Annotated in this window: 1 protein-coding gene; it reads left to right on the forward strand. The window is 37.5% G+C overall.

Going from position 1 to position 304, the window contains the following annotated elements; all coding sequences use genetic code 11:
- Positions 1-304 (forward strand): hypothetical protein (locus CD138_RS13390; protein ID WP_180991068.1); only part of this gene is annotated, 304 nt, incomplete at both ends.

A 304-nucleotide genomic window follows, 5' to 3' on the forward strand; every position in this document is an offset into this window, starting at 1 on the left:
AGTGAATCAATTAGTGCATCAGAGTCATTGAGCGAAAGTGAATCGATTAGTACGTCTGAATCAATAAGTGAAAGTGAATCAATTAGTGCATCAGAGTCATTGAGCGAAAGCGAATCAATCAGTACGTCTGAATCACTAAGTGAGAGTGAATCACTAAGTACGTCTGAATCACTAAGTGAAAGTGAATCACTAAGTACATCCGAATCAATAAGTGAAAGTGAATCGATTAGTACGTCTGAATCATTAAGCGAAAGTGAGTCACTAAGTACGTCCGAATCATTAAGCGAAAGTGAGTCACTAAGTA

It is taken from the genome of Staphylococcus intermedius NCTC 11048 (genome assembly GCF_002902385.1).
Classification (GTDB): Bacteria; Bacillota; Bacilli; order Staphylococcales; family Staphylococcaceae; genus Staphylococcus; species Staphylococcus intermedius.